The following is a 26018-nucleotide window of genomic DNA, read 5'->3' as shown; positions in this document are numbered from 1 at the left end:
TTCCTGTCTCATTGTATTGAGAGCTATACACGGTCTGCTGTGACCTTCATTTCAAAATTACCATTCGGGTTCGGCTTGGCATGAATATCCGTTGCGATGCGAATATAAAAATCGATGCTATCCTCCGGTTGGATCAGACCATAGGTCAGATAATCGATTGGAAGAAACGGATCGGCCTGTCTGGATAATTGGACTTCAACACCGTCCGTTTCGAATTTCTTATCCATCTCCAGGTATACATGATCCACAGCATATCCGAGCATGTTTTTGATTCTGACTTTCTTCGTTAACGTCGTCTGTCCGGCAATGATCACCCCATAATCGAGTTGTTTCAAAATTCCGCCAAAGGTATCTGACAGAAAGTCTCCAGACTCATCCATAAACATTAATCCAGAATACGATCCGATAAACTTGGTTTCCCTGGATTCTACGGCACCCCAATAGTCCTGAAATTCAACCTTCAATATATTCTCTACGCCAAAATTAACATTTCTCTCGTCGATATTGAGTTCAATATTGAATGGTGAAGCTACTAATCGCGTAAAATTTCCATCCGCCGGATAATACGTTTTACCGTTCAACAAGACGCGGTATTTAACCTTGCCCTGATCTGCATCATCCAGCACACCTGTAAGTTTGTTACCAGAGAAGGTCAGATTGATTGTGGCCGTGGTGTTTAACAGTTGCAGTGACATATCTCTAAACTCCACTGCATGTCGCGGTGCATCAACGACCATCTTCACTTCGTCAAGCAAATAGCTGTTTTCATAATGCTTACTGCTATCGAAATAATAGGCGATTCGTGTTAAACCGATTAGATCCTTTTCAGGGATCGCGTTGAGTGTGTCCAGATTCATTCCTTTTCTTTTGAATAAGGTTATATACTTCATATCCATATCGAACCACTTGTTGAAACGGTATGTCTTCCATGTGAGCCCTGAGTCGAACGAAGCAGCCATTCTTAATGTACCTTCCGGACTGTTCTCCGTTACTTTCGTAGCGACAATCTTTTTCAGATCTCCATAGAGTGCTATGTCTGTTGCTTGCACAATTAATTGCTCAAACGGTAGCGCGTGATACGTTAGCATCATGTCCCGATTACCGGCAATTACCTCTTCATCATTCGTCCACGTAACCACATCAAAATCTCCCTCAAGTTCATCCAATGGGGAGTAGTTAGCTGTAATATTCAGTTCCGCTGATGTTTTGGATGGATCGTCCGTGTAGTATAGAACATCTACACTGTCACCTAATTCGTCATAGATGGTAAAAGGTTCAGTTTCAATTGTAATCGTTGATTCGGTTTGATTTGGGTCATCAGTGTATTCAATGATTTTTATCTCTTTGTCTTCCCATTCTTGGGCTAGGGTAAAGGGATCAGTTTCAATTGAAACTACCGATTCTGTTATTGTTGGATCATCAGTATAATAAAGCACTTCAATATCCTTGTCTGCCCATTCCTCTTCAAGAGTGAAGGGTTCGGTTTCGATGTTGAAGGAGGCTTCTGTTTTTGTTAGGTCATCCGTGTAGTAACACAGTTCAACTTCGCCAGTGAGTTGTAACCATACTGATTCAGGTATGGTGGAGATGTCGTCCATCCCATAGTCAATGTAATCTTGCTCCGTTGGTGTACTGTTAGATATCTTGTTCCATGCATTTGAATAATAGTAATATGACCCACTAAAATGAAAAAGTGTATTATAGTATTTCTTATCATAAATATCTATTGCATCAAAAAGAACGTAAGAAGCGTCATTTGTTGTTATTTTAACTGTGTGAATCCCTCTACTTAATGTTTTTTCGTATAACAATACTTGCTGGAGGACCGATTTTTGGTTATATTGGCTGTAAATTTCAGTAACTCCATCAATCATAATAGAGATATTAGATGATCCCATATTATGACTGTTACCAATTATTCTAATCTTAGTACCTTCAAATTGGAACTCTACGGTTGAATTTATTGACGATGAAAGCCTAGAAGTTCCGTTGTAATATACAGCGTTTGGAGAGAAAACGAATCCACTAGAGTACTTGAAAATATCGCTCGTATCATCGTACCTTTTCCAACCCTCTTCTGGAAGCGGTAGTGCTTGACCTAAAGTTGCCATTATCTCATCCCCCTTCTATATTCTAAATATATAGTTCATTTTATTAGCTCATGTAATTGATGCTTTCTTGATTGGGATTTCAGTTGTGTTGATTTTTTGTTTGAAGACTTTCCCTGGACCAATTTTTTCACTATCTTTAACCAACGACCTTCTTTCGCTGAATTCATCTTCTAGGTCAATAATCATTCCTTTATCCAGTCCATGTTTAAGGAAACTCGCTTCCAAATTGTCTACGGAAGATATGTATTTATCAAGTTCATACATACCTAAATCACCAATCGCCAAGAAGTCTCCCGCGCCTTGATTGGCAGTTACATTGATCCTGTATTTTTTATAAGCAACTTTATTTGTAAACTCGTAGAGACGATATTCCTCTCCCGCAAAGTTTGGTTCATTCATTCTTGAGTCTAATACAGTCCATTCTGATCCATTCCAACCCTCAAATGTCCAAGTTTTTGGAGGTCTGTTTACAGGAGTGGTTCCTGCTTGAATTGAATAGGCGCAGATTGTTTTAGCTGAATCAAATTCATAACTTAACCATCCAGTTAGAACATTGATATTAGCAACCCATCCATTTGGATCAACAATTCTATCAAATGCTTTCCATGGGTAAAATGTTGTATAAAACGAACTTGCATCAGCAATACCGTTTGGACTAGTACTAGATGTCATGGCAGGAATAGCATTATCTTTGTATTTATTTGTAATGCTGTAGTGCTGGCCCTCTGACGAAATCAAGAACTTATAAGAGTACACCAAATTGTAAGCTTTATATCCACTAGGAACGCTATATGCAAAAGGACTCGCACCAAAATTGATTGTTACAGTTTTACTATTTGAACTAAATGATCCCAAAGTGGGATAAACTTCTCCTAATTCCTTTACATTAGTGTGACTAACGCCGATACTAACACCATTCTTAAAAAACTCTAATGTTCCTTTGTTAAGATCAAGTGCAACACCCACAACATTCCCAACATCCCATACTGTACTATATGCTGAATTTTCTGGATACTTGTTGCCGCTATTCCCATAATAAGTTCTCCACATTGAGCTATCTGCAACAATATTCCCTGTTAAAGAGAATGATTTGTTGGATACTCCAATATGAACGTTTTTTACTCCAGCATCATATTTAACCTCCCAATACCATTTACCATTTGACTTACCGTGTGTAGCACGAATAGCACGATAATCAGTTGAGGTGACTATGGTGAGGTTACCATTAGATAACGTGAATCCAGAACCCATATCGTTCGGGTTTAATGTAACTGAGATTATTTCCATAATTGGAGCATCTCCTTTCAAAATAAATTGAACACCCCATATAGATGTACTCATAAAATCTAGCCTAATATAATCTTGTGTACTTGATGCTTAGACCTGTCCATGTTGTGTTTAAATATTTTTCCTGACCCTAATATACTATTGTTGCTATTTTGAAATGAACGTATCTCTAATTCAAAATGCATATCTATTTCATCTTTAGTGTTGCGCCCATAATTCAAGAAGTTTAATTCTGACATAGTATCTAAAAACTTCATTTTGGGAAATTCCAATATTTCATACATTAACAATTCTGCAACCTGTATTATACTACCACCATTATTGCTAGATATATTAATTCTATAAATTTTAAAACTGGTTGTATTTTTAAATGAAAAGCTTCTGACCTCTCCAAGTGTCCAATTAATCTGATTTATTTGTTCGTCCAAAGTTATCCAATGAACCCCATCATTTGAACCCTCAAATTTCCACGTTTTAGAATTGTTTTCGGTTGTGTATCCAATCAATGAGTATTTCCCAATAAGTCTCGGCTGAGCAAACTCATACTGTAAAGTTATTGGAAATGATGCTGTAGCATACCACGTTCCACTAGCATCTCCGTCAAATGCCCTATAAGGAAATGATGGGCTGTTCGTGCTACTTGCACTTGCCACACCCGAAGGAGCTGTATTGGATGTCATCTTTGAAATTACAGTGCTGTCGCTATGCTTTAAGGGTGAAACTGAATAATGATTATCTTCTAATGAAATCAAGAATTTGTTGTAAAATGCTCTTTCATACAATTCCAGACGACCAACAAGAGTGAAACTAGAGTACCCGCTGTTTGCTGTAATATTTAATCTGTATCTGGTATAGCTAATCTGATTTTCTATCTCATAATTCTTTTTCTCACTTTTAGCGAAAATTTGATTATTTTGCTTATCCAGTACAGTCCAATTAGTTCCATCATTGGAACCTTCAAAAGTCCAATTCTTAGGTGCAGCAGTTATAGTGGAACCAGTTGTCGCTAACAGTGAATATTTTTCTACCTTCTTAGATTGTCGTAACATAATCGCAATCCAACCTGTAACTCCGCGTGTTGCCCATTCACTATTAGACTCGTTAAACGCCACAAATGGGTCATTTCCTGATCCGAAGTAACTACTCGCACTCGACGTGTAACCTAATGTTGAATTACTTGTCATAATAGGGATAATGTTTTCTCCATACAACTTCGGAATAGCCATTAAATCATCTCCTTTCAAAAACAAATAGAACATACCGTATAGATGTGCTCCTCGTAAATTTAACCAAGCGAAACACTGTCCACTCGGCGCTTTGACATATCAATTGTGTGTTCAAAGGTTTTGCCTGATCCTACTGACTTTGTATTAGTGGAGATATCGTGCATTTCTTCAAACGATGTTAGTTCAATTCCACCATCTATGCCATACTTCATAATGGCGCTCTCGTTTACATCGTCTAACATTTTTACTATAGGAACTTCAATGGTAACATTGGTTGCTATGCCATAGTCTTCGCTTCCTATAGTATTTATAACAACATTATTTTCTAGTTTTTGTTCAAATCGATAGAACGCGCTCATTTTCCTTGTGATATTGTCGTATCTCTCCAATTGATATTGCTCCCCAGTTCCAGAGTCATATCCGCTAACAAAAATGATATCTTTTAGATTTGTGTTGCCTGAACCACTGCCAATATGCATTGTTCCGCTGTCAGCAATTTGACTGGCTTGTCCCATACTAGTCCGAGTAGCGTCAGGGTTTGTGAGATCATCGATATAAATATGCATTGTGTTTCCAGAACTATTTCTAGTTGTTTGAAAATAAACCACGACATCGTGCCATAATCCATCATTTACAGTTTTAGCTGATTGCAATGTCCCATTGCTGGCTCCTGCCAGTGATACATAAAATCCTCCTTGATTAAGTTGTATAGTGTAAATTACTCCTGTATCATTCCGACTTCTGAATAGTTGACCAGTTGATTCCATAGTTTTAATGCGAAACATTATGGCGGTTCCATGATTGTTTCTCATGTATTTGCTTGCAGGGCTTATCAATATATTAGAATCAGTTCCGAAGTGCGCGCCTTGATTTTCAGTAATCGAATAATATTTATCACCTGATGAAAGTAAGATTCTACTTGAAATTGCAGTTTCAATGAACCATTCGGAATCCAATCTAAATGCAGTTCCATATTCAAATCTATATCGTCCCGATGGAAGATCCAATATAGTTTTCTCCCACTGTGTTTCAGCAATCTGAGTCACTGTTTGAAGATAATTATTTGTTACATCTACATATGACGATCCATTCCAATACTTAATTTTTAATGAGCCTATGTATTGCTTCCAGCTAGTGGTTCCTGATCTCCAAATATTCACTTTTGGAGTTGATATATTTATCTCAATGAAGTTATCCGCAGTCTGCCAATACATTACTTTCAGAGTGTTCCATTCATTTGGATTATTTCCATCAAACAAACCGGGCAACTGCACTGTTCCACCTGAACCTTGAGACCCCACCAGTGAAAGTACTTGATATGAAGCTTCTTGTCCTAGATTTAATATGTTGGGCTTTGATTTTCCAGCCATTAACCCATCTCCTTTCTAATTAAAATCATTATTTTACAAACAAAAAGAAGTAGAACATTCAAGCCCTACTTCACAATTATTTTTGTTATTTCAAAGTACTTGTTCAAATCAATACTTGCCTTGAACAACTTACCTGATCCAAGTGATCCATTAGCAGTCATGGTTTGAACGATATTTTCGTCTTTCCTATCTAATACCGATAAATCATCCATTCCATCATTAATAAAAGTTTCTTCCGAAGGCAAAGTTGCGGATATTGTCTTCCACGTTGCATTGTCTACTTCGTACTTCTTATACGATCCATCACTATTTAAAAAGTGCTTTATCATAAGCAGATTTGGTAACATTATCATTGGTCTAAAACCAGTAGCAGTAGCTAATGTCGTATAAGAAGTTGGATTATATCCACTCGACCCCACACTAATACCACCTCGTCCAGTTCTATGAGTTGAGCCAGCAATATTAGTTGTAGAAGTCCACGATGCCATGCCATGCCAATTCCATAGACTGTTTTCTCCTGCTGTTATCTTACCATCCAACGTAGAACCCACAATATACTTATCCCACTCGTTATCTTTGTCTGTAGGAGATATGCCACCAGTTAAAAGTCTAATTGATAACGGCTTAGTGGTGATGATTGGGTCTGACTCCCAAAATTTAAACTCTGCAAGACCTGTATTAACAACACCTACAGTTGCAGTTCTATAGGATTCTGTTACATAGATCCTATAATAACGAAACGCATTATCGTTATTAAAATCGAAAGTACTGCTTACTCCTGCCGAAACACCTGAATCAATTACTGTTCTGAAGTCTATCCAATTAGCGTTATCGTTGCTTCCTTGAATGATGAAATTTTTAGGAGAGTAGTTATATGTGTGACTAAATCCATATAATCCAATTCTACTTATAACCCTTTCCTTCCCTGCTCCAAAATCATATCCTATCCATTGAACACTTGCCACAGCATCACTATACCAATAGATTGAACTACTTGAAACTATTCCATCAAATGCTTTGTCCGGTGTTCTTGATGCATCAAGTGAAGTACTTGCAAAGGGAGTCCCCTGTAGCTCTGTTGGAGTTAACTCTCTTTCAAAGATAGTATCTACACCATATACCATACCATCCTTATTAAGAGCATCCCAACTGATTAGATTCTGTACATTTCTATCTGCGATTAATCTTAAATCTCCATTCCAATTTTCAACTACTATAAAATAAAAGTCTCCATTTGGAGTAGAGATAGAACCTGATGTGGGTATAAACGAGGAATTTTCCTTCCCTAAGCCACTAAATGTACCCAACACACCAGAAGTAGAAGCTTGGAAATGACATCTGATACGCTTCCCAACTTCAAGCCCAATTATGCTTGTGACTTCATCAGGGTGAAATAATCTACCATCAGAATTAATATCTATGGCATCAAGCGCCATAAAGGTTGTCTTTGCATTTGTCGCTGATTCGCTGGCCTTGTTGACAATTTCCACTCGATGTCTTGCTTGGGTTAATCCAACAATTTCAACCTGAAGCGTCTGTGCAAGCTCTGACCCTAATTGTGAATGCGTCCCATGCAACTCGCCATCCACATAAACTTCGACTAAATCACTTCGATTGGTATATCTTGCTACAATTATTCTAAGTTTAGTTCCTTCAAAGTCAAAAACAATTTTGTCACCTATTGTTGAAGTGTAATTAGAGTATCCATTGTATGCACCAGCACCAACACCGTTAATGAAACTTCCAACATATTTAATTGAGGATATATTATCATCATACCTCTTCCAACCTGTTTCTGGAGAAGTTAGAGCGTATCCGCTCAGATAGCCTGACTCATTAATATCTATAGCATCCATGATGAAGTTAGTACGATTATGCCCTACTGTAATTGTAACTGTGTGAAATCCAAGGGTTAAGTTCGTTTTTTCATAGACGATTGCATTTAATACAGCAGTTCCCGATTTGTATGTATTAAATGATTCAGTTACACTATCTACAGTAATCGTATTATCAGAATGCCTATCTTGTGCAATGTCAGATATAATCCTAATCTTCGTTCCATAAAAACTAAATGAAACATAGTTGTTATCTGCGGCTTTGGTTGTTACATTCACACTGCCATTAAAATACTTATCTCCAGTTACTTTGTACCAACTTCCTGTATACTTAAATCCTGAATGTGTATCATCATAGCGCCTCCATCCTGCCTCCGGTTCTTTTATTTGATCTCCTACAGCTGCCATCATTACACCTCCTTATATTCAAATACCGGACGAAAGCCCACTGCTACATTGGAGTAATTGGAAGCTGTACTCCAAAATCTATCTTTGCTGTTTGTTGTATTTTCAGAACGCACTGTTCTGCCACCCGTTGTCCAGCCTCCGGGTACTGTTCCAGATAGAGATATTGTCGTTTCTTCACACCATGTCATGCACTTAAAGTTCCATACATCATTCAATGATTTTCCAGAAAGAATCTTATTCATTGGGAATTTAACAACATATGTATCCCACTCATTTATCGTAGGCCAAGCTCCATACCCTGTATTAGTTGTAGTTAAAACTTTATTTCCACTAGAATCGGCATATGCAACACCCCCACTTGGGCAACGCACAACACCTGATGTTTCACTTATAATGCGTGGCGAACCTTCGACGAACTTATTGGAATTTAACCAATCCCACGTTATCGAGTTACTTACAATTCTATCTGCTATTAACAAACTTTTATCCACTTTGATGGCATACCAGAAATATTTCAGAGGCATACTGGCTAATGGATTTCCTGTTAGCGGAATTTCTGTATAACCCGCCGTACTTCCTCCGAAAATGTATCCACTTATTGTATTGTCGTACTTCCAGACAATATAATCTCCGATCTCCATCTCAGAAAGTTTTTCTCTTAACTGCCCTGTAGTCGCTGGAACTGCCATAAAATCACCCCTTACTCACTCTAATCCTATCTAATTTCTTGAATTTCACTTTTTCAACCTTCTGACTTAGCACCATCCCTGTTGGAGTATCCAAGGCTCGTTCCATGTTCAATTGATATATTTTCTTTAAACCCAGTGAACCCGATTCACTTTCAATAAAGGGATTACTGTATTTCCCCTTCTGATTAAAATCGTCTATGTAGAAATTCGAATATTCTTTCTCAGTAACAATCTCAATTTTCACCTTCGCATACTTTGCAGGAGGTTTAGGGGCAGTCACATCTGCTAAAATTTCCTCATACGCCCCCCACTCAAAGCCATCCTCAGATGTACTCCAGTAGATTTTGAATGATGCTCCTCCCAATGCGTCTACACTTGCAGCCACACCTTTAAATGAAGCGATTTTGTCCTGAATTCGAATCGCGGTGGACTCCCAAGATCCATTAGCTGGATAGATTGAATTCCCGTCCGCATCCTGACTCAACTCTCTTAATTTCAATTTCTGATCCTCGAATATCGTATCTTGAAAAATACCTACAGATAGATCTATATCTAATGCAATTTCTTGAATCGCCATACTTTCACCACCTATCTCATCTCAAAATCCAACTCAACGAATGTCCCAGTTTATGATTCCTGCATGATTTGCCTTCAGAGGAGCTATGATTTGATCTATGACAAAGCCATTTTTACGAATAACCAATTGCCCAGGCAGGTCCTGATCTGAGGTAATTTTAATTTGGAGAAAGGCCGTTTCTTTCAAAGGCAGTGAACACACACACTGAAAGTTAATCTGCACATCATTCAAATTCATTGTTTTTTTGTATCCGAAATTAAAACATTCAATTGTATTATTGAAAGCCCCTGAGCCCCCAGGACCTGAGTGGCCACTCATGTTCACATCTGAAGAAACATTCTTGAACTGAATAATGTCACTATATAGAAAGGTCCTACCTGTTAGCGGGTATTCTTGATCGTCACATACGTATGATATAGAGTACCTATCCGCATTAATATGAAATACACCGTTGGCAACGTTGTGATACACGTGAGATCCTTGCCCGATCAATCCGAAAGAGACCATCTTTTCCTTGTTAATTTTATAAAAACTGTTTGATTGTTGTGTCTGCAAATCGAATTCGCTTAAATAAGTACCATCATAGTAATCAGCAATCCATACATAAGCTTGAGATACAGGTGAGCGTGTAAATTGTGTATTACCTAGAATCACAGCATTTCCCCCTTTTAATAAAAAGGACAGGCTGCAATAGCCTGTCCACATAATTATTTCTTTTTTACACGTAACGATAGGAGATACGTTTTTTGAACTGTTGCTTGCCACTTTTTGCATTCAGCGGTACTACACATTGAATGGAAAGGGTCACATAGTTACCAGCCGCATCTTGAGGATTTCCATTGTTACTCACGCCCAGGATTTCTTTCGGTCCCGGTGCAAATGGTGTTGCATAAGCGGTTCCTGTATAATCTTTGGTTGTCTTGCCTGTTGTTCCAATGGGTTTGGAAAAATCCCTGCCGATACGAGAACTTTCTTCTTCCAAATCTGTCTCTCCCAAGGAATCAACCTGAACGTGGAACCAGTTATTCTTCACCACTTCTACATCATGAGCCTCCGTGTCTCCAGTACCACCAGTCATATCTCGCGTTGTAATCGTGCAATCTTCCATTTTAGATACGTCCGAAGCACCATTCTTATTGTTCCACACATTAAAAATACGAATTTCACTTTTGGTATCTGCATCAATAACACCATAATCAAACGGTGCTACAATCTCCTTGCTGTGTGTTGCGTCCATCCATGTAATAATCGGTTGTGTCATTATATTCCATCTCCTTTTATTTATGTTCTGATCGTTAATTGAATCGTAAGATGTTGAATGTTTGAACCTGCTTCGATGATGTTGATTCTGAAGATATCTCCCGCCTCCACTTTTTTCAACCCAAATGTAGCCTCACCGTCATCTTGATGTTGATGCACTTCAAACTTCAGTGAACTCCCCATCACATCCTGCCAGTGAATGAGATCCTTGGATCGTTCAATTCTTATTTCAGTTGCAGTATCTCCAGAAACTCCACAGTAGCCCTTTACATGTAAAATCTCGCCATCGAATGGAAAAGGGGCTAAAATCCCCAGTACTTCCGGGTAAACCCGTGATTCTTTGCAAAAGACCATAACACGATCCTGTACTTCCAATGGAATCTCATTTAATTTCAAGTGTTCAGCTGTACTCATGAGCCCATCCACATCGGAATTAACCACCTGAAGGTTTTGACCAAATACATCAATCTCTACCCATGCCTTACCGTCATATCGATATCTCTTGCCATCCTTATACGTTTGTACCGTCCAGCCTATTTCAGGAGAAGGGTACTGCACACTTAACTCCTCAAAATCAGCAACTGGACTCTGGTACACAAGTCGAGTCGTTTGATAAGCCTCTTTTGCTTTTCCGGCAGCTTGCAAGGCTTCGCTAGCTGCCTCCAGTGCACGCTTGATGGCGAGTTCAGTTTCGCCAGTGTCCCCAGGCTGTCCCGGACTGCTATGTTTCACCGCTTCTCTAATTAATGACTCTACATGTGCTAAAGTTATCCCATTTGACATAATTCACCTACCTAAGCGTTATGTAGCATATTTTCTTCATAAGACTGTTTCCAAGTTGATACCTCCCCCATAACTAGGAAACCTGTCTCTGGCTTATCATTAAAGAAATTCTTGAACAACCATGCAAAGCATTGCTGTGTCTAGCTTTAAAGAAGTTTTCTAATGGGATAATTACCGGCTTTCTTGCATTCCTTGCAGTATTTCATTCGGTTCGATTTTGCCAGCATCCGTTTTCCGCATACGGTACAATTTTTGATATTTTCTCCTTTCCAGCGAGAGTACTCCAACACAAAGTCATCGAAGCGAACTAACTGGAAGGCAACCTCACCATGCTCCGCAGCGAACAAAACCTGTACGTTAGTTGAATCGACGCGTTGACTTTCTTTGAGGTACCCTAACTGAATAAGTTTGTGTACCAATAACCCCTGATCTTTTTTGCTTACGGCCATTTGACTATCACCGTAGATTTCTTTCCATTCATTATTAATCCAGTACGTATCATTTTCATTGATTCGATTATTAATCTTGCTGTAGACCAGTAAAACAAAGGCCAATTTCTCGAGTCGTTTACTTTTAAGTTGTTTGATCTTTTGAAGTTCTTCGAGTGTTACAGGTACATGATCAATCTCGATTAGCGTGCTCTTGCTTGTCTCCTCCCTTATCTTGATATACTTCTGCGACTGCTTAATGATCCGATTGAGAAATGTATCCCACTGGACAGCATTGTAGTCTGGATAATACTTGGTCATAAACTGATTTAACAACGCATATGCATCTTCAGCGTTCTTCCCCTGTTCAAGCCCGTATTTAGCTAAACAAATCAACGTTTTGGTTGGCTTCTTATCCATTTTCCCATGTGCAATTGCTTGCTCGGCATGATGACGTTCATTTAGAATGATTTTCAAGGGCGCTGCTCCTTCACATGCATTTGGGTCATTTTAAAGGTTCTTCCGGCATACTCAATATCGCCGTCCGGGTCTCTAACCGGATAATGGACGATGTGTTCATTGCTATGCAACAGATTGCGAATAATCTGATCTCCCGACACATCCCATACAAATTGCTTCGATTTCTCGACATTTCGATAACACATGTCCACAATCATATTGCACAGATCTTCTTCGTTATTACAGATCTCCAGCGCCTGCTCCTTAAAGCGTGAAACAAACAACTGCCATCGGGCAGATCTTTCTTCCTTTTTCACCTTACTCTTGCGCAAGTTAGTCATATAACTACGTAATTCTTCGTTATGGATCTGATATAATCGTTGAATCTCTTTGTAACGAGCCTGGGAATATTTCTTGGTACTCATCAATATCGTATGATCAAACGGACTTTCATTCTGATTTAACTTTAACTTGTTGAACTCATCTTCCACTTGATGGCATAACCGGTTCATCACAGAAGGTGCTGTGGATACAGGCATTCTCTGTTCATACTGTGCCAGGAACTGTTCCTGCTCCGGAGATAGCTCCTTCCTCGAATACAACTCATCCACAGTCATGCCAAATAACTGCAAGCACTTCTGACTCGTTTTTTCTATATAGGTGGTATATTCTTTTTTCTGTTCCGGGTCATTGTATATGAAAAAATAAGGCTTCTTGTGTGCTACCATTTTCAAGGCAGACTCGTCCGTTACCGCAGCGCGAATATCATACCAGTGCTTCGGCATTTTTTTGCATTCAATACCTTTGGCCTGATCAATGGCATTTTGTTGATAATGCTGACCACATTGAATTCGGTACATCATTTCCTGATATTCTGCACTTTGCTCCTCATAATTGGCTAAAATATCGAACATCGACGTAATTTTGTTCGTTGTAAAACCGATCAGATCACCAAAGCTGTCTTTGTTGGCCTGAATTAGATCCTTTTCATCCGGAATTTTTTGGGCTGAGGTTTTCTGTACACATACAATCGCATCAAGCTCCTGAATAGCCCCAAGAATTGTGTGATTGTCTGTAGTTAAGACCTGATCACTATCCATATCTGCACCATTTAAGGAATGCGTCGTCGTATCCCATGAATTTAAGATCGTGACCGTGTTCATATAACGATACCAATGCTGCATCTCATCTGTATTTTGAAAACGAAGCACCTTGATATTGTTATGACAAGTCATCGGAGCTCTGAAGCAAGCTACACGGTCCACATGGCGTCCGTTCCAATATTTGGAGTAGAACTCACCTGAACTCAGCAATCCTGTTAAAGGCAAACCAAATATGCTCTGACACAATGTATAGGGATCGCCAGCTATAATGCTGAAATTGCCTTTCACTCTTAGAACTCCGATCTTGGCTTCATTCATTCGTTTACGTATTAAGGTATGAATTTTGCTTCGCACAAAAGGATCATCTATAAGTCGTCGGTCTACCATCAACCCTTTAATATAATCATCTGGACTATTTCTATAATCGTTCTCATGGATGTGAATTCCTTTGAGAAATAACAGTGCCTTGCGATAGTCTTCACCTAGTACATCTTTAATCGAGTCTATCGTGGGACGAATAAGTTCACCAATCTCGTTATCATCCAATTGGAGTGACTGAATAAACTGGTAATTTAAATGACGCTCATCCTCCAGTTCTTCGGGTGTAACCTTCGTTACACTGAACGTGTAGCCATAATAACCGCAACATAACAGGTAATCATCGATACTGTTGTATGAGCTCCATAGTTTGAGCATGGACGTTGTGATGATCAGGTCTACCTCACGAATATCCACAGGATTACCCCAGGCATCGTCCACCATATAATTGCCTGCAACTCGATCTGCAAATTCGTGATAATCAAATGTAAATACCATCCCTTTACAGAAGCTATTACGAATACAAAATCCACCCGGGATATATGCATGTCCCAGCTCGGTTGCCCATCGTTCACTAAGTGCAGGAGAGATAAGACCAAATCCGTCACTCATATTCATCTGAATAGGCTCATTTTTCCTACTCTCAATGCGAGGGTATTCTGTCTCGGTATCATCAATCTGAATAATATCTGCGCCAAATTCAGTTATACAATCATGAACAACCAGTACCCGTTCCGGATGTGACACAGGCGTGCTTGTACTGCAAGCCAGGGCCTTATATGCCTCCAGTTTGGCAGGAACCAGCTCTTTATTGGGATCTCTGCCGTTATTCAATCTTTTCTCCAACAGCGGATGAATATCCTCACTCACATAGATGACTGTCGAACTTTTGGCTCCACCTGTCGTAGCCAATAACCGCTTATATTTTTTGCCGTTAACAGAGAAGGATTTCGATGAATTCAGCCGGTCATAGTCTTTATTATTTTCAATGACCAACAGCAAGTAATCATCGGCAAACTTCAGATTTTTCAGTTCTTCATGCAATTTCTTCATTGCTCTTTTATGTTCAGCATTGGTTTTCAAGGTTTTTAATCGCTCTATTTCCAGCTTGATTCTAGCCAGATCTTGTTCCCTCTCCTTATAGCCTCGAATACGATCGATAAAACGAAATACCTGATGGTTTCCAATAGATGCCACTTCTCCATTTACTGTCGCTTCTTGATAAGTAAGATGCAGATTATAATCCGCTTTTCTAATTCTGGAAGATGTAATTTTATAAACGTATCTCAATCGATCCTGATATGCATTGCCCATTCCCGATTCCCCCTGTTGATTCCTGTCCTGATTAAATAAATTATAGAGTAGACCCGCATGACTGACGCAGGCAAACAGGACGATCAGGGGATGAAAAAAGAAGATTATTTGTTCTATTCTGGGGAGAAATCAAGGGACACTCCGGGACTCGATTCATTTCGAATCGGCATATTTCTGCGTCTCTAGCACTATGATAATTTCCTTTTTAATGATATAGTGAATTGAAGCGTTTTTTTGAGCTGACATACTTTTTAACGGGGCTGGGATGAATGAAAGAAACCTTATCCAATCAAGAGGACATCGGCTTTTTATTTAATGTCGATATACTTATTAAGAGCCGCTCAAATGCATTGGCACTGCAGTCCCTGTTGGAGTTCATAAACAATGAAGAACAAATTGCGGACTTTCGGATTCAATCCGGCATAGAGCTAGGCAAAATTATTGAAGCGACACTCCAGTCCAAGAAGGACTCTTTCGTCACACTTCACAACGAACGCAAAAAAGCCAACGCAGCACAGAAGGCGTCCACTGCAGCTCAGACACCTGCCTCACCTGCTCCAGTCAAAACACAGAATCAACAAGAAAAACCGGTTAGCGAGAAAAAGCCTGCCACCCAAACATCCAATGTTTCCGATGGAAACTCGTTTGACGCGTGGATTGACACGCTCATTAAAGAGAATAAACTCACCCGTATTGTTGTCAATAACAAGAACGGTAAACATCAGAGCATTCCTTGCCGTATTCTGAATTTTGATCGTGATACCAGTATTGTGAGCATCTACCATGTCGATGAAAAACAAGTGTATACGTTCCGAACCAATGAAATCGATGAGTTTCTGTAACTAACTTCATCGGATTAAAACAAAAAGCAACTTGCGTTAGAATGACGGAACATTCTAACGCAAGTTGCTTTTTTAGTTCTATGGTTCATGCAGGATTGAACCCTCCGAGATTTGTTTGGACCGATCAGGAGCGATCCTTACCTCGCTGCCATACATCTAATGCCAATAACAACCATCCGGCTATGAAGGCTACCCCACCAATCGGTGTGATAGCACCCAGAATCTTGATGCCAGAAATACTAAGCACATACAAGCTGCCTGAGAACACGATAATTCCGATAAACAACAAACGTGCTGCCCACTTCAGTTTTGTAGATCCTCCAAGTTGACCAGCGGTCAAGCCAATAATGAGCAAAGCCAATGCATGAATCATATGATATTGCACACCTGTCTCATATGTAGCTATGGCCGCCGGTCCAATCGTATCCTTGAGCATGTGAGCACCAAACGCACCTATCGCCACTGATAGCATGGTCATTACAGCTCCAAGCATCATCCATCTTCGTTGCATATAAGTTCTCTCCCTTAATTCAACTCTTCCTCCTATTATTGTAGCGAATCCCCTCCTCCTTTACCAGTCGGGGTGGAGCTTCAAAGATCATATGTCTGTTTATACTTAACAATTCTATCCCTGCCCTATAAATTGTAGGAAACAAGCGTAAATCCTTGATTTTTATCGATATTTATGGAAAAGTAAACAGGTATGTAATCGTTGTATTTTAAGTGCAATTTCAAAAAGATTGGTTTTTAGTACCGAGAAGATGGGATGAAGCTAGTAATTACTCATCGATTAGGTTAATAACACTCAGTACGATGATTAAGGGAGGCAAGTCAACATTATGGATAATCGTGATTCCTATAATTCAGGTTATAACAACACGGATCAGAACCCTGGCCATGCAGATCCATACAATAACAATGGGTATGAAGCCTACCCGCCAGATCATGAGAGGCAACCAATGATACCACTGAAACATTCCGGACCTGGGATCGCCAGCTTTGTTATTGGATTGGTTGCAATCTTGGGTTATATTCTGATATTCTTTATTGCCACAATGGCTGTAAACGAGTCCATCGGAGTTCTCACCCCGTTGCAGACAGAAGAGATCGCCTTGCATCCAGCAGTGGTTCTGGCTTCATTAGCCATTCTGGTCTGCCTGATTCTCAATTTGGCCGGAGGCATCGTCGGAATTATTGGTCTTGTCCTCAAGAATCGAAAGAAAGTTTTTGCCATTATCGGAACCATATTAAATGGGATCATGATTCTGTTATTCGTTGGACTTATCTTGGTAGGCATGACGCTGATGTAACGCTTTGCATCAGCGTCATGTTTCCTTATAATTAAAATGAATGGGTTTACACATAAGTATAATCTATATTTTTTGCCAAAATCATTGTTTTTAAAGGAGATTGACATGTCACGAATCAAAATTTTTGCGGACAGCACAAGTGATCTGGCTCCAGAATGGATCCAGCAGCACGATATCGGAATCATCCCTTTATATGTCGTGTTCGGTGAAGAATCACTGAAAGACGGTGCTGAGATTAAACCTGAACAGCTATATGAACGTGTTAGCCAAGATGGGCGTCTCCCCAAAACAGCTGCACCTTCCCCCGCTGACTTCATAACGGCATTTCAACCTTACATAGATCAAGGGGATGAGATTTTATATATCAGCTTATCTTCTGAACTTTCTTCTACCTATCAAAATGCACGACTAGCGAGTTCCGAGTTCCCGGAAGGTCGAATTTCGGTCATTGACTCAAAGAATCTTTCATCAGGAATTGCTCTTATGGTGATGAAAGCTGTGTATGCAGCCGAAAAAGGTCAGACGCTGAATCAGATTACACACCTGATTGAGGCAATGAAATCAAATGTACGCACGGAGTTTGTCATCGATACACTGGAGTATCTGCATAAAGGCGGACGCTGTTCGGGCATGCAGAACCTGATTGGAAGCCTGCTCAAGATTCGTCCTGTCATCCGGGTAACGGATGGCAAGATGGCACCTGCCTATAAAGTGCGCGGCAAACGGGAGAAAGCTCTGGAACAAATGCTGAATAATACGCTCAGCCATAAGGATCAGATCGATCCAGACCTGCTGATTGTTGTGCACACCATGGCTGAAGAGGATGCGCTTGACTTGCAGAAGTCTTTGCAGGAACAAACCGGTGCCCGAGTTGAACTAACCACTGCTGGTTGTGTAGTATGCAGTCATTGCGGCCCGAAAACAATTGGAATCATCTATAATACTGTTTTATAGTATTACACGTTACATCGTATCGTATTACCCAATCCTTTCTTCTGGATCTGTATGTGGTACATCCATACTTGGACTGGCATACCGTTATAACTAAAAAGGGCATTCCGAGCTTAATCGCTCAGGATGCCCTTTAATATTTCGCTAAATTTTTTGATGACTTACGTTTGGTCCATTGTTCATTACGATACAGATCAATAATTTTTGGTCCGCAGATCATTCAGACTTTTGAATGCATATCCTTGCTTGCGGGCCTCATCAATAATGGAACCCAGAGCTTCCGTGTTATCTTTGGATACCGAATGAAGCAAAATGACAGCGCCCGGATGGAGTTGTTTCAACACCTGTTGATGAGCATATTGTGCGCCACGCTGCACATTGGTATCCCAATCTTTATAAGCAACAGACCAGAACACATTCACATAACCCTGAGCATGACTCTCTGCAAGCGTACGATTGTTAAAAATCCCGCGCGGTGGGCGTAAAAAGGGCGCTTGTTGACCCGTCAACCGATTGACCTCTGACTTGACCTTCTCAAGTTCCTCTCTAAGCTTTTCATTGGAGATGCGGGTCATATCCGGATGACTCCATGAATGATTACCGACAATATGACCTTCAGCCGCCATACGTTTGACCAACTCAGGCTGATCTTTCAGATAATGACCTGTCACAAAGAAAGCCGCTGGCACCTTTTTGGTACGCAAAACATCCAGTATGGCAGGTGTGAATCCATTCTCATACCCGTTATCAAACGTGAGATACAACTCCTTTTGCTTCGTATCCCCCAGGAAAATGGCATCGTTATGTTGTAAGATCGATTTAAAGCCTTCCTGATCAATGGAGGGCAGTTGACCGTTTTGACTTTTTTTGAAGCCAAAGTGATACGCTCCGGTAACCGGTGATGCTTCAGTCAGTGCCGGCACCATACTGATGGATAACAGTGTCACCAGTATATATAGAACCATTCGCTTCATTCCATCCGCTCCTGTTCCTGAAAATTCGGTTAGTCGTTTGCACACACGAACACCTTCAGGTAATATGCCACAGGAACAGCTAATGTATGTAAATCCTTAACGATCAAAACGTTTATTTTCAGGTTGTGGCGGAGATTGATAGAACAATTCAAGCAAGGTCTGGGGTTTGCCACTGGAGGCAAGCCATTCCCTCACGGTCTGTATGGCACGAGTTTGTCCATCTCCCCGATCACGCCATGTAAGCAACTCGATAACTTTGATAATCAAGGCAGACATATTATGATTATCCAGTTCAGATCGTTCTGCTCTCAGCTTGTGATATAACGCCTCCTGTTCCCAATCCAGAAGAATTTCATCACCAATGGTTGGCTTCAAAAGGGTGTACGCTCTGTCACAACCTTTACAACGAACTGTGCTGACCTGTTCATCTATAAATTCCACTCGAACCTCCTGATGGCAATCCGGGCATTTGAATCCAACTTGTATGTTTTGTATGTTTTCGTTCATGACATTGTTCCTCCTGCGATGTGAGCATTTTACATCATTTCATGCAAAAAACTCCTTGGATATATGCATAATGCTTATGTATGTACTACATCTATACCCGATATTTTGTCGATTCACGCTTATTTTGAAGAAATCTGTAAGGTGCTATAATCTTGTAAATATGTTAAAATATTATACATATCATGGTAGGGAAAAGGCGGGATACTCATGTCGAAGGAAGAGCGCAATATAACCTGGCAATCATCCAGCATCAACAGACAGGACCGGGAGAAACATAATGGGCACCGTAGTCGTGCCATCTGGTTCACCGGGTTATCAGGTGCAGGAAAGTCATCCCTTGCATTTGCCCTGGAGCAGTATCTTTACGACCAAGGCGTACGCTGTTATGTTCTGGACGGGGATAATGTACGTCATGGACTGAACCGTGATCTCGGTTTTACAACAGGGGATCGTCAAGAAAATTTGCGGCGAATTGGAGAAGTATCGAAGTTAATGGTAGATGCCGGGTTGTTTGTACTTTCGGCTTTTATCTCTCCTCATGAACAGGATCGGGAGATGGTTAGACAGTTATTTGAACCAGATGATTTCATTGAAATCTATGTGCGCTGTTCAATTCAAGAATGTGAGCGTCGTGATCCCAAGGGTCTATACAAAAAAGCCCGCAATGGTGATATCCCGCATTTCACAGGCATTTCCGCCCCCTATGATGTACCAATATCTCCTTCATTTATTATCGATACAGAGCAATGGTCCATTGAGGAAGCCGTGCAAGAGATCGTACAGCATTTGGAGCAGATCGGTGCTCTTCAACTGCCGCTTCCTACGAAAACAGCTGTTGTTCATTAATCCTTGGTCAATATACGAACCACCAACATGAAAGGCGCGCCCATCGTGGCGCGCCTCTTTTACGTGAACCCATTGCTGGTTATACCATCAATAAATGAATACAGAGAAGAAGATACACATGCTCTACCATCGCGTTTGAACGTCTTCTAATGTCCACTCACTTACTTACTCACTTACTGCCCCACGACACCCGCTTGCATATTAAGAAGCTTTCTGAACGTCCCTACCGGATCTGTAGATAACTGCTGGTACCCGCCTTCTTGAATCACCCGACCTTCATCAAGCACAATTACACGATCTGCCGTCCGTATCGTGGACAATCGGTGTGCAATCACGATAATGGTCACATGTCCTTTTAGCCGTTCTAACGCCTCATGAATGTACTGTTCATTCTCACTGTCCAGCGCACTCGTTGCTTCATCCAGTACCAATACAGAAGGATTACGCAGCATAGCCCGGGCAAGCACCAATCGCTGACGTTCACCCCCGGATAGACGAATACCCCGATCACCAATGATCGTATCCAGACCCTGAGGCAACTTCCGTACAAATGCCGCAGAGGAGGAAAATTGCAAAGCCTGCCACATCTGTTCTTCACTTGCATTTGGATCAACAAGACGCAGATTCTCACGAATACTCGTATGAAACAGGAATGGGTCCTGGGAGACATATCCGATGGAACTTCGCCAGCTCAATAATCGTTCTTCTGACAGAGGCACTCCGTCAATCAGAATACGACCAGATTCAGGCCTTACGAGGCCCATAATCAGATCTATCAGCGTGCTCTTGCCTGCTCCGGATTTCCCCACAATTGCGGTCATACCCCTTGCTGGAATCGAAGCGTGCACATTTCTCAATGAGTACGCATCACTTCCCTCATAGCGATAGCAGACATCCTCACAGGTGATAGATTCCTTCAGTTCCATAGGTTGAATCCCATCAGTTCCAACGTCTCCTGCCGAAGCAATCTCTGCACTAATCTCACGACTTTTCGCCGTCTGCGCTTGCAGTTCTCTGACTACCCGAAATGCAGGCAGCATGGAGCTGATGTACTCCAGATTGGACTGAATCGCCGTAAACCTTGGCCATAACCGGGAAAAGATAAGGATAATGAGCAGCAGACTTGCGGGTGGCACCGTCATTACACGGAGAGAAAGATAGATGAATGCCGCAATGATGATTGCCGCGGACATCCGGTGAATCAGCTGTGTCCCACTGTTTAATTGGCTAAATTGAATGACATTGCGTTCTATCTGTCTGCACATGCGCTCAAACCAGTTCATGTGTGAGCGCTCAAGCATATTGCTCTTAATATCTTTAATGCCGTTAAAATGCTCGGTAATGCCGTTATAATAACTTTGTGAGAATTCAGAGGTCTGGTCTCCGATCTGCTTGGCCCGCTTGACGAATTTTCGTAAGACGATAAATAATAACAATCCACAGACCAGCACAAGTGCCGTCAATTTGGCGGATAACCAGAAAGCAAGACCGATCTGAATACCCGTAAAGATCAGAGAGGCTGCCATTTGCAGCATAATGCTCGTTCCCTGGCTCACACGTGCAAGTTCAGTCGTTAATATATGGTTGAAATCGGATTTTCGTTTTTGGAGAAAAAATGACCACTGCGCCATAATAATAGCAGCATAGGTTTCCATGCGCAGCGTTCGTACAAATTGCTGCTGGATTCGAGTATTGCGGATCGTCTGGAGACGTTGCATCCAGGCCTGTCCGGAGACAATCAACACAAAGGTGAACAATACGAGTAACAATTGGCTATTATCAGAAAAACGATTCAACACCTCGCCAAGCCAGGGAATGTTTAAGCCTGTGGAGCCCATCTCAAATATGCCAATCAGACTCAGCATCGGAACAAGCATGTAGATACCGATCCCTTCCATGAGACTGATACAGATCATCCCTAGCAGATTCCAATATAAAATGGGCCCCGTGACATGATGCAACTTTCGCATGAAATACCTTAATTCCGAGATCATACTTTACCCCTTTCCGTCACCGTATACCTTTTAATTCGCCGCCAGAACCAGAGAAACGGACGTAACGGAAAGTATAGAAAAAACAAAGAACGTGGAAGTGGCAATTGATCCACATCCCATGTACTTGGATATAAACGCTCAATAAAGAAAAACCATTTCTGTTTTGTACTTCGAAGTTTAAACAGATACGATGGATAAGACTTCATATCAGCCGGACTTTCCAGCATGTCGTTCATGAACTTTGCACCTTCGTTGGCTAATCGCTTGCCTGTACGGTCACTCAAGGACATCAAGGACCTGTACTCTACATCCAGCGACGTATTCAACAGATCTGAGGCTAAGTGAAGAGCCTGCGAACCGATCGATAAACGTCCCTCCGCTTTCAGACGTCTCTCTAATTTCTTCACATCAAGTGGCATGCTGCGGATCATCTGGTCGATATCCAGTAACCAGCGCAGTCTGAACCAGCCGTGTCGTGCACCATGGGTTACGAGATAGGCCCATAGATCTTCTTGTTCAAGCATACGGACAGGTGTCTGTGTGTATGAACTGAACCGGCTGCGTTTCCACAGCAATTCAAAATCGGTTTCTTTGCCCGAATCCGGGTTCAGGCGCCAATGGATCTCCACTTGAGTCCTTTTGACCGGATGGGTGTAACAGATATGATGTTCCCGCCATTTCCAGCTGCGCACCGTAGGTGCCCGCTCCCCTTCCTTGGATACGTATCCGAGGGTAGCCAGAATGCCTTCAGCTGCTTCCACATCATCAAACGGAATCAGGATATCCAGGTCTTTGGAGGTTCGCATGGATACATCGCCATAGAGATCATGGGCGAGCGCTGGTCCCTTTAGTGTAATATTGCGGATACCGCGTTCACGAAAAGCTCCACAAACCTGTTCCATTTCAGCTGTCAGATGTAACATGCGGAACGTATTGACCGTATATTGTTGTCTCAGACTCTCCATAACATCTGCAGGAATGATTGCAGAGTTCAATTCTTTCATTTTCAAATAAAGGACAGAGTATAAGCGGTGATGATAGACAAGCCGCAGAAAGAGCTGCCAATCGGTTCCTTGCAAACCCGCCTTGAGTTCTTCAGGGGATAGAGCCGTCAGATCACCTCTAATCATGCTCAAAATCAGCTTAAGCTCCTTTGGAAACCCTGATGAATAGAGTTCACTTTCATGTATCATAGACAATCTCCCCAGATCCCTTCTCCGGACACCGTTTGCCAAACACACCGACAACCGTATATTGGTCCATAGTATCAGCTCCGGTCACGATCAATTTACCACTTCGCAGCCAGGCATGAGCCATCATATGTCCTTGCTTATTCCGCGCAGTCCCCATATATAACGTACTCTCTATCTTGCGTCGCTCAAGCATCTTCATCCCGGCAATCGCCATTACAAGGCAGCGGCTTTCCCATAACGTATATTTGCTGGCGAGCGAAATCGCTTTGGAAATATTCCGTATAGTAATGACCTCGCTGCGATCAAGTCCTGTCATCGGTGTTTCTACCATAGGCGTACCCAGCCCTGGCGCGATTTTGGCAAATGGCATAGCCTTCTGTATGCGTGCCCAGCCAAGGAGGATATAGGCCTCCCATACCAGTCGACGCATTGACCGCGGGAGCGAGAGATAAGCCTTTATTTTTCGCAACATGATTCTACACTCCGCGAGTAACGTCGATTAAACCTTCACGGGACAGATGTTCCAGGAATTGCACCACCTGCTCACGACATACATCTGGCTCAATCTCGTACTCCGCAGCAAGTACCTCAACAACTTCACCCAGCGTGCGTTCTTCTGCGATCAGGTCCCAGATTCGTCCACCGGTACTCCCCAGATTGTAGTATTTTCCAGAGCTAATGCTCATCATGACTTTCTCACTGCCCATATCACTGACCAGATTGCCTTCCTTCCGGGTTACCCGGTCTTCCACATTCATCGGCGTAGTCGCTGTCATTGTCCTGTATGCACTCCTTTACGTATATGATCTGTGATCCGATCCACCATCTCAAATGCTGTAAACTCAGCACCCGTTCTGACCAATCTGCCAATCTCCACACTTGCTGAAAGTCTTGAAGCCGTCTCAAACAACCATTGTGCCAGCCCCTGTCTTGCAACGAGTCCACCACGGAACGTATGCGAGCATAACAGATGCAGTCGTTCTAGCCCCGTCACTTCAACCAGTTGAACAGATGTTTGGTTTTCTTCCGGTTGGGGAGCAAGTTCGAATATTCCACCAAGTGGTACGGCCATCTCATGAAAATAGTGCTGAACAGGTATCGCATACTTCGTAATCTCTGCGTGAACCGTGGCATAATCCTGTTCCTTCATGCCGAAACCATCCAGACTGGGCTGCCACAATTTCTGCTGCGGATAACCAGGTGATACGATGGCTCTTCCCCCGGCATCCCAGGTCAGTGCGACAACATCATCGGTGAGAAGCGGATACCCACGTGATGCCAGTGCAGCCGACAACGTCGATTTTCCTGCCCCCGAATGTCCGACAAATGCGTAAGCCCAGCCATCAATAACCACAGCACTGCCATGCAATGGAAGAATACCACGCTGCATCATAATGACAGCCATACATGTGCCCAGGATGAATAATCTGACCTTTTTCTCGTCCGCTCCAGGCTGAGGGGATACAATGATACGCTTTCCATGCTCCATTAGAAACAGGCCTGCATCTTCGATTTTGAAAAAAAGGCTGCCATCCCGTGCCACAAAGTTGTCGTTGCCTACATCCCAATCCTCCCACAATGGGGTCAGATCTGAAGACTCGATGTGCACATCCACGACATCAAAATCAGTCTCCGCATCCTTGGGTGCAATCTGTAGTTCAGGCATTCGAATTTGGCTCGACCAGCGCAGACCATACGCCACATAATGCACAGCTAACAATGAACGACGCCTCCTTCGTAATAAAATGTAAAAAAAGCCCTTATATTCATGTTGCTCAATATAAGGGCGGAGGCGAAAAGCTGGATTTGTTGCATTTCCGCCCTTTAAGTATGATGACACATTTTGGAACTAAATAACTTAGGAAGTTGGATCGTACAGATCCGCATCGTGAACCGTGATCCAGTCAATTTGTCTGTAGCCAGTACCGGCCATTGTTTGATTGACTTCCAACACTTCAAGAGCTGGTGCTTGCCATTCCTTTTTTTCCATTTGCATCGTATTCACCTCCTTTTCGCAGTTCTAAGTATGATGGCATATGGTAAAGCTTTCTAACTAGTTCCGTAGAGATCCGCATCGTGAACCGTAACCCAGTCAATATGTTTGTAACCTGTGCCCGCCATTGTTTGGTTGACTTCCAATATTTCCAGTGCTGGTTCTTGCCATTCCTTTTTTTCCCTTTGCATCGTATTCACCTCCTATCATGAGTCAAATGTAAGGAAAAGCCGGGCCCAC

General features: G+C 41.7%; 26 protein-coding genes. 4 read left to right on the top strand and 22 right to left on the bottom strand.

Annotated elements, in window-relative coordinates:
- Positions 1-23: 23 nt before the first annotated feature.
- The 12 genes from IFU39_RS21390 to IFU39_RS21335 form a co-directional block, all read right to left on the bottom strand.
- Positions 24-1598 (bottom strand): hypothetical protein, encoded by a 1575-nt coding sequence (locus tag IFU39_RS21390; protein WP_206759578.1) that lies wholly within the window; start codon positions 1596-1598, stop codon positions 24-26.
- A gap of 561 nt (positions 1599-2159) precedes the next feature.
- Entirely contained in the window at positions 2160-3398 is a 1239-nt protein-coding gene (locus IFU39_RS21385; protein WP_206759577.1) for an SPRY domain-containing protein, read from the bottom strand.
- A gap of 59 nt (positions 3399-3457) precedes the next feature.
- Entirely contained in the window at positions 3458-4624 is a 1167-nt protein-coding gene (locus tag IFU39_RS21380) for a discoidin domain-containing protein (protein WP_192134733.1), read from the bottom strand.
- Between the two features lie 59 nt (positions 4625-4683).
- Positions 4684-5994 (bottom strand): laminin G domain-containing protein, encoded by a 1311-nt coding sequence (locus IFU39_RS21375; RefSeq protein WP_192134731.1) that lies wholly within the window; start codon positions 5992-5994, stop codon positions 4684-4686.
- Between the two features lie 65 nt (positions 5995-6059).
- Positions 6060-8237: a discoidin domain-containing protein gene (locus tag IFU39_RS21370; RefSeq protein WP_192134730.1), complete on the bottom strand. Its 2178-nt coding sequence runs from the start codon at positions 8235-8237 to the stop codon at positions 6060-6062.
- Positions 8238-8239: 2 nt separating this feature from the next.
- Entirely contained in the window at positions 8240-8926 is a 687-nt protein-coding gene (locus tag IFU39_RS21365) for a hypothetical protein (protein WP_192134728.1), read from the bottom strand.
- Between the two features lie 4 nt (positions 8927-8930).
- The gene (locus IFU39_RS21360; RefSeq protein ID WP_192134726.1) at positions 8931-9503 is read right to left on the bottom strand and encodes a hypothetical protein; all 573 of its coding nucleotides are present in this window, start codon (positions 9501-9503) and stop codon (positions 8931-8933) included.
- Between the two features lie 33 nt (positions 9504-9536).
- Positions 9537-10157: a hypothetical protein gene (locus IFU39_RS21355; protein WP_192134806.1), complete on the bottom strand. Its 621-nt coding sequence runs from the start codon at positions 10155-10157 to the stop codon at positions 9537-9539.
- 64 nt (positions 10158-10221) lie between these two features.
- Positions 10222-10764 carry a hypothetical protein gene (locus tag IFU39_RS21350; protein WP_192134724.1) on the bottom strand — a complete coding sequence of 181 codons (543 nt, stop codon included), beginning with the start codon at positions 10762-10764 and terminating at the stop codon, positions 10222-10224.
- Positions 10765-10784: 20 nt separating this feature from the next.
- The gene (locus tag IFU39_RS21345; protein ID WP_192134722.1) at positions 10785-11546 is read right to left on the bottom strand and encodes a hypothetical protein; all 762 of its coding nucleotides are present in this window, start codon (positions 11544-11546) and stop codon (positions 10785-10787) included.
- Positions 11547-11692: 146 nt separating this feature from the next.
- Entirely contained in the window at positions 11693-12451 is a 759-nt protein-coding gene (locus tag IFU39_RS21340) for a hypothetical protein (RefSeq protein WP_192134720.1), read from the bottom strand.
- Positions 12448-15168 (bottom strand): RNA dependent RNA polymerase, encoded by a 2721-nt coding sequence (locus IFU39_RS21335; protein WP_192134718.1) that lies wholly within the window; start codon positions 15166-15168, stop codon positions 12448-12450. Before IFU39_RS21335 ends, IFU39_RS21340 begins: the two co-directional genes overlap by 4 nt.
- 269 nt (positions 15169-15437) lie before the next feature.
- Between IFU39_RS21335 and IFU39_RS21330 the strand changes: the two genes are divergently transcribed.
- Positions 15438-16010, top strand: a complete 573-nt coding sequence (locus tag IFU39_RS21330) for a hypothetical protein (RefSeq protein WP_091014625.1) — start codon at positions 15438-15440, stop codon at positions 16008-16010.
- A gap of 124 nt (positions 16011-16134) precedes the next feature.
- Here the strand turns inward: IFU39_RS21330 and IFU39_RS21325 are convergent, their stop codons facing one another.
- Positions 16135-16521, bottom strand: a complete 387-nt coding sequence (locus IFU39_RS21325; RefSeq protein ID WP_091014626.1) for a DUF423 domain-containing protein — start codon at positions 16519-16521, stop codon at positions 16135-16137.
- Between the two features lie 328 nt (positions 16522-16849).
- Between IFU39_RS21325 and IFU39_RS21320 the strand changes: the two genes are divergently transcribed.
- A complete protein-coding gene (locus tag IFU39_RS21320; RefSeq protein WP_091014627.1) occupies positions 16850-17320 on the top strand; it encodes a hypothetical protein in 471 nt (156 codons plus the stop codon).
- Positions 17321-17425: 105 nt separating this feature from the next.
- A complete protein-coding gene (locus IFU39_RS21315; RefSeq protein ID WP_192134716.1) occupies positions 17426-18274 on the top strand; it encodes a DegV family protein in 849 nt (282 codons plus the stop codon).
- 191 nt (positions 18275-18465) lie between these two features.
- Here IFU39_RS21315 and pdaA read toward each other — a convergent pair whose 3' ends face one another.
- Positions 18466-19245 carry a delta-lactam-biosynthetic de-N-acetylase gene (gene pdaA, locus IFU39_RS21310; RefSeq protein ID WP_192134714.1) on the bottom strand — a complete coding sequence of 260 codons (780 nt, stop codon included), beginning with the start codon at positions 19243-19245 and terminating at the stop codon, positions 18466-18468.
- Positions 19246-19341: 96 nt separating this feature from the next.
- Positions 19342-19752 carry a hypothetical protein gene (locus IFU39_RS21305; RefSeq protein WP_091014632.1) on the bottom strand — a complete coding sequence of 137 codons (411 nt, stop codon included), beginning with the start codon at positions 19750-19752 and terminating at the stop codon, positions 19342-19344.
- 207 nt (positions 19753-19959) lie between these two features.
- On the opposite strand from IFU39_RS21305, the gene cysC reads away from it, so the two are divergent.
- Complete coding sequence (cysC, locus tag IFU39_RS21300) at positions 19960-20598, top strand: adenylyl-sulfate kinase (protein ID WP_091014633.1); 639 nt, start codon at positions 19960-19962, stop codon at positions 20596-20598.
- 173 nt (positions 20599-20771) lie between these two features.
- Here the strand turns inward: cysC and IFU39_RS21295 are convergent, their stop codons facing one another.
- The 7 genes from IFU39_RS21295 to IFU39_RS21265 all read right to left on the bottom strand — a co-directional run bounded on the left by IFU39_RS21295 (position 20772) and on the right by IFU39_RS21265 (position 25969).
- Positions 20772-22568 carry an ABC transporter ATP-binding protein gene (locus tag IFU39_RS21295; RefSeq protein WP_223199905.1) on the bottom strand — a complete coding sequence of 599 codons (1797 nt, stop codon included), beginning with the start codon at positions 22566-22568 and terminating at the stop codon, positions 20772-20774.
- Between the two features lie 20 nt (positions 22569-22588).
- Complete coding sequence (locus tag IFU39_RS21290) at positions 22589-23722, bottom strand: nucleotidyltransferase domain-containing protein (protein ID WP_244661066.1); 1134 nt, start codon at positions 23720-23722, stop codon at positions 22589-22591.
- A gap of 52 nt (positions 23723-23774) precedes the next feature.
- The gene (locus IFU39_RS21285) at positions 23775-24257 is read right to left on the bottom strand and encodes a lasso peptide biosynthesis B2 protein (protein ID WP_091014637.1); all 483 of its coding nucleotides are present in this window, start codon (positions 24255-24257) and stop codon (positions 23775-23777) included.
- Positions 24258-24261: 4 nt separating this feature from the next.
- Positions 24262-24561: a lasso peptide biosynthesis PqqD family chaperone gene (locus IFU39_RS21280; RefSeq protein WP_017689560.1), complete on the bottom strand. Its 300-nt coding sequence runs from the start codon at positions 24559-24561 to the stop codon at positions 24262-24264.
- Entirely contained in the window at positions 24558-25505 is a 948-nt protein-coding gene (locus IFU39_RS21275; RefSeq protein ID WP_192134712.1) for an aldolase, read from the bottom strand. Before IFU39_RS21275 ends, IFU39_RS21280 begins: the two co-directional genes overlap by 4 nt.
- A 138-nt stretch (positions 25506-25643) precedes the next feature.
- On the bottom strand, positions 25644-25781 hold the full coding sequence (locus tag IFU39_RS21270; RefSeq protein WP_174806426.1) for a paeninodin family lasso peptide: 138 nt from the start codon (positions 25779-25781) through the stop codon (positions 25644-25646).
- Positions 25782-25834: 53 nt separating this feature from the next.
- On the bottom strand, positions 25835-25969 hold the full coding sequence (locus IFU39_RS21265) for a paeninodin family lasso peptide (RefSeq protein WP_105598020.1): 135 nt from the start codon (positions 25967-25969) through the stop codon (positions 25835-25837).
- Positions 25970-26018: the final 49 nt, after the last annotated feature.

It is taken from the genome of Paenibacillus sp. CFBP 13594 (assembly GCF_014842675.1).
GTDB classification, from domain to species: domain Bacteria; phylum Bacillota; class Bacilli; order Paenibacillales; family Paenibacillaceae; genus Paenibacillus; species Paenibacillus amylolyticus_B.
Note: the sequence above shows the minus strand (reverse complement) of the source record. Positions and strands in the feature narration are given on the sequence as shown.